The organism is Paracraurococcus ruber (assembly GCF_004353985.1).
GTDB lineage: Bacteria > Pseudomonadota > Alphaproteobacteria > Acetobacterales > Acetobacteraceae > Paracraurococcus > Paracraurococcus ruber.
The window spans coordinates 1-6,540 of the sequence record NZ_SMOA01000282.1; the positions used below are offsets into that span (position 1 = coordinate 1).

Annotated in this window: 8 protein-coding genes; 7 read left to right on the forward strand and 1 reads right to left on the reverse strand. The window is 72.6% G+C overall.

Features of this window, described 5'->3' with window-relative positions; all coding sequences use genetic code 11:
- Positions 1–256 precede the first annotated feature (256 nt).
- From rpmI to E2C05_RS26975, 6 genes are all read left to right on the forward strand, one after another.
- The gene (gene rpmI, locus E2C05_RS26950) at positions 257–463 is read left to right on the forward strand and encodes a 50S ribosomal protein L35 (protein WP_133222741.1); all 207 of its coding nucleotides are present in this window, start codon (positions 257–259) and stop codon (positions 461–463) included.
- Between the two features lie 16 nt (positions 464–479).
- The gene (gene rplT, locus E2C05_RS26955) at positions 480–854 is read left to right on the forward strand and encodes a 50S ribosomal protein L20 (protein WP_133222742.1); all 375 of its coding nucleotides are present in this window, start codon (positions 480–482) and stop codon (positions 852–854) included.
- An 84-nt stretch (positions 855–938) separates the two neighbouring features.
- Positions 939–2,045, forward strand: a complete 1,107-nt coding sequence (pheS, locus tag E2C05_RS26960; RefSeq protein WP_133222743.1) for a phenylalanine--tRNA ligase subunit alpha — start codon at positions 939–941, stop codon at positions 2,043–2,045.
- Positions 2,046–2,147: 102 nt separating this feature from the next.
- Positions 2,148–4,619 (forward strand): phenylalanine--tRNA ligase subunit beta, encoded by a 2,472-nt coding sequence (gene pheT, locus E2C05_RS26965; protein WP_133222744.1) that lies wholly within the window; start codon positions 2,148–2,150, stop codon positions 4,617–4,619.
- Between the two features lie 127 nt (positions 4,620–4,746).
- Positions 4,747–5,394, forward strand: a complete 648-nt coding sequence (locus E2C05_RS26970) for an AzlC family ABC transporter permease (protein ID WP_133222745.1) — start codon at positions 4,747–4,749, stop codon at positions 5,392–5,394.
- A complete protein-coding gene (locus tag E2C05_RS26975) occupies positions 5,391–5,699 on the forward strand; it encodes an AzlD family protein (protein ID WP_240046910.1) in 309 nt (102 codons plus the stop codon). The genes E2C05_RS26970 and E2C05_RS26975 overlap by 4 nt, the downstream gene beginning before the upstream one ends.
- Before the next feature lie 61 nt (positions 5,700–5,760).
- On the opposite strand, the gene E2C05_RS34850 is transcribed toward E2C05_RS26975, so the two are convergent.
- On the reverse strand, positions 5,761–6,246 hold the full coding sequence (locus E2C05_RS34850; protein ID WP_200306312.1) for a CarD family transcriptional regulator: 486 nt from the start codon (positions 6,244–6,246) through the stop codon (positions 5,761–5,763).
- A gap of 79 nt (positions 6,247–6,325) precedes the next feature.
- On the opposite strand from E2C05_RS34850, the gene E2C05_RS34855 reads away from it, so the two are divergent.
- Positions 6,326–6,540 (forward strand): hypothetical protein (locus E2C05_RS34855; RefSeq protein ID WP_240046911.1); only part of this gene is annotated, 215 nt, incomplete at its 3' end.

The following is a 6,540-nucleotide window of genomic DNA, read 5'->3' on the forward strand; positions in this document are numbered from 1 at the left end:
CGGCGGAGCCCTGGACGGCGGCGCCGGTGCCGTGGGTGGCGGAGCCGGCGCGCCGCGCGCCCGCCTGCTTCGCCCGGCGCAGCTTCATCACCGGCTGGGACCTCGCGCCCCGCCGCTGAGCCATGGCGCTGGACAGTGCCGGGCGGCATCGCTATACGCCGCCCTCCCTCGCGCGCCGGTGCCTGTGTGGGCATGCCCGGCCGCGTTCCCGCGCCTTCCCCTCGGGGACGGCGCCCCCGACCGCAGGAGGTCCGAAATGCCCAAGATGAAGACGAAGTCTTCGGTGAAGAAGCGCTTCAAGACCACCGCCACCGGCAAGGTGCTGGCTGGCCCGGGGAAGAAGCGCCACATGCTCCGCAACCGCTCCGCCAAGGTGAAGCGGCAGAACACCGGCACCCAGGTGCTGCGCCACCAGGACGGCCTGACCGTCATGCAGTGGGCGCCCTACGGGCTGGTCCGGTAAGCGGGGAGACTGAACCATGGCACGTGTGAAGCGCGGCGTTACCGCACACGCCCGTCACAAGAAGGTCCTCAAGCTCGCCAAGGGATATGTCGGCCGGTCCTCCACCAGCTACCGGATCGCGCTGCAGCGGGTCGAGAAGGCGCTGCAATACGCCTATCGCGACCGCCGCAACAAGAAGCGCGACTTCCGCGGCCTGTGGATCCAGCGGATCAATGCCGCCACCCGCGAACACGGGATGACCTATTCCCAGTTCATCGCCGGCATGAAGGCGGCCGGCATCGTGCTGGACCGCAAGGTGATGGCGGCCATCGCCTTCGACGACCCGGCGAGCTTCGCGGCGCTGGTCGAGAAGGCCCGCGCTGCCCGCCCGGCGGCCAAGGCCGCCGCCTGACGCTTCCCGCACCGGGACGTCCGATGCAGACAGGGGCCGCTCCCGGCAGGGTGCGGCCCTTTGCTTATCCGGGACCGAGGAACCATGAGCGACACGACCCCGTCGGGTGACGACCTCGCCGCGCTGGAGGCGGAGACCGCCGCCGCGCTGGACGCCGCCGCCGACCTGCGCGCCTGGGACGCGGTGCGCGTCGGCACCCTGGGCAAGAGCGGAAGGCTGACCGCGCTGCTGAAGGAACTCGGCAAGGTCCCGGCGGAGCAGCGGAAGGACCGCGGCGCGGCGCTGAACCGGCTGAAGCAGGTGCTGGAAGGCCGGATCGAGTCCCGCCGGGCGGCGCTGGAGGATGCGGCGCTGGAAGCCCGCCTGGCGGCGGAGCGGCTGGACGTCACCCTGCCGCCCCGCCCGCACCCGCCGGCGGGGCCGGAGGCGGGCGGCATCCACCCCATCAGCCGGACGATCGAGGAACTGGTCGCGCTGTTCGGCGCCCAGGGCTTCAGCGTGGCGGAGGGGCCGGATATCGAGAGCGACTGGCTGAATTTCTCCGCGCTCAACATCCCGGAACACCACCCGGCGCGGCAGGACCACGACACCTTCTACCTGCCCGCCCCGCCCGGCGCGAACGCGCGGCGGCCGGTGCTGCGCACCCATACCTCCCCGGTGCAGGCGCGGACCATGCTGACCCAGGCGCCGCCGATCCGCGTCATCTGCCCCGGCCGCACCTGGCGCGCCGACCACGACGCCACGCATTCCCCCATGTTCCACCAGGTGGAAGGGCTGGTGATCGACCGCGGCATCACCCTCGGCCATCTCAAGGGCTGCCTGATCGACTTCCTGCGCGCCTTCTTCGGCATCGGCGACCTGCCGGTACGCTTCCGCGCCAGCTACTTCCCCTTCACCGAGCCCAGCATGGAGGTGGATATCGGCTGGAACCGCAGGACGGGCGAGTTGGGCAAAGGCGGCGACTGGCTGGAGATCCTCGGCAGCGGCATGGTGCATCCGCGCGTGCTGGCCAATTGCGGGATCGACCCGCGGGAATGGCAGGGCTTCGCCTTCGGCATGGGGATCGAGCGCATCACCATGCTGAAGCACGGCATGCCCGACCTGCGGCCCTTCTACGAAAGCGACATGCGCTGGCTGCGCCACTGGGCCGCCGACCCGCTCTCGCCCCCGTCGCTGGCGGAGGGCGTATGATGCGGCCCGGTCACGGGCCGAGCGCCCGAATGGGCGCCGCGCGAAGTCGCGCGAAAGCCAAGGCCGCGGATGCGGCCGCCCGGCGTTTGAGGGCATAGATCGATGAAATTCACCCTCTCCTGGCTGAAGGCGCATCTCGAGACGGAGGCGCCGCTCGACGACATCCTCGCCGCGCTCAACCGCATCGGCCTGGAGGTCGAAGGCGTGGAGGATCGCGGCGCCGCGCTCGCCGGCTTCCGCATCGCCCATGTGGTGGAGGCGGTGCAGCACCCGAATGCCGACCGCCTGCGGGCGCTGAAGGTCGACCCGGGCGACGGCACCCTCCTGTCCGTGGTCTGCGGCGCGCCCAATGCGCGCGCCGGGATGAAGGGCGTGCTGGCGCTGCCCGGCGCCTTCATCCCCGGCACCGGCATCACCCTGAAGAAGGGCGAGATCCGCGGCGTGGCGTCGGAGGCGATGATGCTCTCGGCGCGCGAGATGGGCCTGGGCGACGACCACTCCGGTATCGTCGACCTGCCGGCGGATGCGCCGCTCGGCGAGAGCTATGTCAGATATGCCGGCCTCGACGACCCGATCGTCGAGATCAGCGTCACGCCCAACCGCGGCGACGCGCTCTCGGTGCAGGGCATCGCACGCGACCTGGCCGCCGCCGGCCTCGGGCGCCTTAAGCCGCTGGTCGAGCCCAAGATCGACAGCGTCTACCCCTCGCCGCTGCGCTGGGAGATCGCCGACAGCCGCGCCTGCGACTACGTCCTCGGCCGCGCCATCCGCGGCGTGAAGAACGGCCCCTCGCCAAAATGGCTGCAGGATTTGCTGACCGCCATCGGCCTGCGCCCGATCAACGCGCTGGTGGACGTGACCAACCTCTACACCTACGGCCTCGGCCGGCCGCTGCATGTCTTCGACGTGGCGAAGGTGAAGGGCAACACGCTGACCATGCGCATGGCCCGGCCGGGCGAGAGCCTGCTGGCGCTGAACGGCAAGACCTACGCCCTGACGGAGGAGGACGGCATCATCGCCGATGCCGCGGGGCCGGAGGCGCTGGGCGGCATCATCGGCGGCGAGCATTCCGGCTGCGACGAGACCACCACCGAGGTCTTCATCGAATGCGCGCTGTTCGACCCCGTCCGCATCGCGCGCTCGGGCCGGCGGCATGATGTCCGCACCGATGCACGGGCGCGGTTCGAGCGCGGGGTGGACCCGGCGCTGCCGGCGCATGCCCTCGACCTCGCCACCTGGACGATGCAGGAATTGTGCGGCGGCGAGGCGAGCGCGGTGGTGAGCGCCGGCACGCCGCCGGCCTGGCAGCGCAGCGCCAGGCTGCGCTTCGAACGCCTCGCCGGCCTCGGCGGCGCCGAGGTGCCGCCCGACGACGCCGTGGGCATCCTGGAACGCCTGGGCTTCGCCGTGCAGGCGCGCGACGCGGCCGGCGTGACGGTCGCGGTGCCGTCCTGGCGCAACGACATCGCGGCGCCGATCCACCTGGACCAAGACGCGTCCCTGCCGGAGGCCCGCGCCCGCGCCGCGGCGGAGGGCTGCGCCGCGACCGAGGCGGAGGCCGACCTGGTGGAGGAGGTGCTGCGGATCCGCGGCCTCGACACCGTCCCGCCGGTCTCGCTGCCCGTCGCCGGCATCGTCCCGCCGCCCTCCCTCACCCCGAAGCAGGCGCGCGCGGCGCTGGCGCGGCGCGTGCTGGCGGCGCGCGGCATGCTGGACTGCGTGAGCTTCGGCTTCCTGGAGCAGAAGTCGGCCGCGCTGTTCGGCGACACGCCTGAGCTTCTGCGGCTGGCGAACCCGATCGCCGCCGATCTCGACCAGATGCGGCCGACGCCGGTCGCCAGCCTGCTGTTGGCGGCGGCGCGCAACGCGGCGCGCGGCTGGCCGGATGTGGCGTTGGCCGAGCTTGGCGCCGCCTACCGCGACCCCTCGCCGGAGGGGCAGGTGGCGGTGGCGGCCGGCATCCGCGCCGGCCATACGCCGCGGCACTGGGCGGAACCCGCCCGCGCGGTGGACGCCATGGATGCCAAGGGCGATGCCCTGGCGGTGCTGCAGGCGCTGGGCGTGCCGATGGCCGCGGTGACCGTCACCACCGACGCGCCGGGCTTCTACCACCCCGGCCGCAGCGGCGTGCTGCGCCAGGGGCCGAAGACGGTGCTCGCCACCTTCGGGGAGATCCACCCGAAGGTGCGCGCCGCGCTCGACCTTGCCGGGCCGGCGGTCGGCTTCGAGGTCTTCCTCGATGCCATCCCCGAGCCGAAGCGGCGGAAGAAGGGTGCCCCGGACCTGCCCGCCTTCCAGCCGCTGCGGCGCGACTTCGCCTTCCTGGTGGATGCCGGCATCGCCGCCGAGCAGGTGCTGCGCGCCGCCCGCGGCGCCGACAAGGCGCTGGTGGCGGATGTCGCGCTGTTCGATCGCTATGCCGGCGACAAGCTGCCGGCGGGAAAGGTCAGCCTCGCCATCCAGGTGACGTTGCAGCCACGCGAGGCGACGCTGACCGACGCGCAGATCGAGGCGGTGGCCGAGAGGATCGTGGCCGCGGTTGCGAAGGCAACCGGCGCCACGCTGCGGGCGTGAACAGAGGCTCAGAGAAATAGAAGGGGGGGCGCGGGGGGAATACCGTCCCCCCGACTCTTCAGGGTGTGTGGTGGATCATGCGGGCGGCTTCACGCGGAACGGCATCCGGCGCGGCCTGAAGGCCGCCATGGCCATCACGCTCGGCCTGTCGCCCTTCGGCCTGGTGGTGGGGATGACTTCCGACCAGGTCGGGCTCTCCCTGCTCGAGACCCTGCTGATGAGCGGGCTGGTCTTCGCCGGCACGTCGCAGCTTGTCGCGTTGCAGCTCTGGTCCGACCCGGCCCCCGTGCTGGGCGCGACGCTGGCCTGCCTGGTGATCAACCTGCGCCTGCTGCCGATGGGCGCGGCGCTGGCGCCGGTGCTGGACCGGACGCGGGGCCTGCGGCTGTGGGGCACGCTGGCGCTGCTGGTGGACAATGCCTTCGCGCTCGCCATCGCCGAACTGCGGGCGGGCCGGCGCGATGTCGGCTTCCTGTTCGGCGCGGGCTTCGGCATGTGGCTGAACTGGATGGCGATGTGCGCGGTGGGCCATCTGTTCGGCAATGCGCTGCGCCTGCCGGCGGCGCATCCGGTGTTCTTCGCCTCCACCGCGGCGGTGCTCGCCATCCTCGTGCAGCTCTGGCGCGGGCGGGCGGATCTGCAGCCCTGGATCCTGGCCGGGGCGGTGGCGCTGGCAGTGCAGGGGGCGGGGCTGGGCGCACCCTGGCCGGTGCTGGCCGGGGCCTTCGCCGGCGCCGGCTTCGGTGCCTGGCGGGACGGCAGGCGTCAGGCATGACCCTGCGCTGGGATGTCCTGGCCGCCATCATCGGCATGGCGCTGGCGAGCTATCTCTGCCGTGCCGGCGGCTATGCCGTGCTGCGCGTGATCCGGCCGCCCCCCTTCGTCCAGGGGATGCTGCAGCACCTGCCGGGCTGCATCTTCGTCGCCTTCCTGGCGCCGGCACTGGCCGCGGCGGGTTGGCCGGCCATGGCGGCGGGCGCGGTGGTGCTGCTGGTGCAGGCCGCCTTGCGGCGCCTGGCGCTGTCCATCCTCGCCGGTGTCGCCGCGCTGTGGCTGCTGCGGCTGGCGGGGCTTGGATAGGCCGGGCAAGAAAGATGCGCCGCGCGACCAAGGCCGCGCGGCGCCGTCCTGGCCTGGGGCGTCAGCCCTGCTTCAGGTGCTGCAGCAGCTTCTCGGTCGCCGCGGCCTTGTCGGTGCGGTCGATGGCGGCCAGTTCCGCCGCCAGCCGGTCCATCGCCTGTTCGTAGATCTGCCGTTCGGAGAAGGACTGGTCCGGCTGCCCGGCATTGCGGTGCAGGTCGCGCACCACCTCGGCGATCTGCACGGGATCGCCCGAGTTGATCTTCGCCTCGTATTCCTGGGCGCGGCGCGACCACATGGTCCGCTTGATCCGGGCCTTGCCCTTCAGGGTATCCAGAGCCTCCGTCATCGCCCCGTCGGTGGCGAGCTTGCGCAGCCCCGAGGAGGCCGCCTTGTTGACCGGCACGCGCAGCGTCATCCGGTTCTCGTCGAAGGTCACCACGATGACCTGGAGTGAGTGTCCCGCGGCGGACATCGTCTCGATGCCCTGAACGGTCCCGACCCCATGGGTCGGGTAGACGACATGGTCGCCGGTCTTGAATTCCACTGGCTTTGCAGGCTGTCTCGGAGGAGGTGAGGGAGGTCCCTCCCGCCGTGCCGGGGCGCCGGGGGCGCTGACGGGCGGGATGGGGGCGGGCACGACGAGCGGCGCCTGCGCCTCGGCCAGGCCGGGCTGGGCGGATACGGTCGGCGCGGGGCTGGCCGGCTTCGCGGCGATGATGGAATGGCCGGATTCGGCAATGCGGCCGGTCGGCGCCACAGGCGGCCGCGTCGCGGTGGCCCGGGCCGGCAGCGGGCGGGGCGCGGCCGGGTTCGGCGGCGCCGGCATCGCCGCGGGCTT

Excerpts from the sequence above, each read along its gene's own strand:
- rpmI (WP_133222741.1), top strand. The coding sequence starts at position 257 with ATGCCCAAGATGAAGACGAAGTCTTCGGTGAAGAAGCGCTTCAAGACC.
- rplT (WP_133222742.1), top strand. The coding sequence starts at position 480 with ATGGCACGTGTGAAGCGCGGCGTTACCGCACACGCCCGTCACAAGAAG.
- pheS (WP_133222743.1), top strand. The coding sequence starts at position 939 with ATGAGCGACACGACCCCGTCGGGTGACGACCTCGCCGCGCTGGAGGCG.
- pheT (WP_133222744.1), top strand. The coding sequence starts at position 2,148 with ATGAAATTCACCCTCTCCTGGCTGAAGGCGCATCTCGAGACGGAGGCG.
- E2C05_RS26970 (WP_133222745.1), top strand. The coding sequence starts at position 4,747 with ATGGCCATCACGCTCGGCCTGTCGCCCTTCGGCCTGGTGGTGGGGATG.
- E2C05_RS26975 (WP_240046910.1), top strand. The coding sequence starts at position 5,391 with ATGACCCTGCGCTGGGATGTCCTGGCCGCCATCATCGGCATGGCGCTG.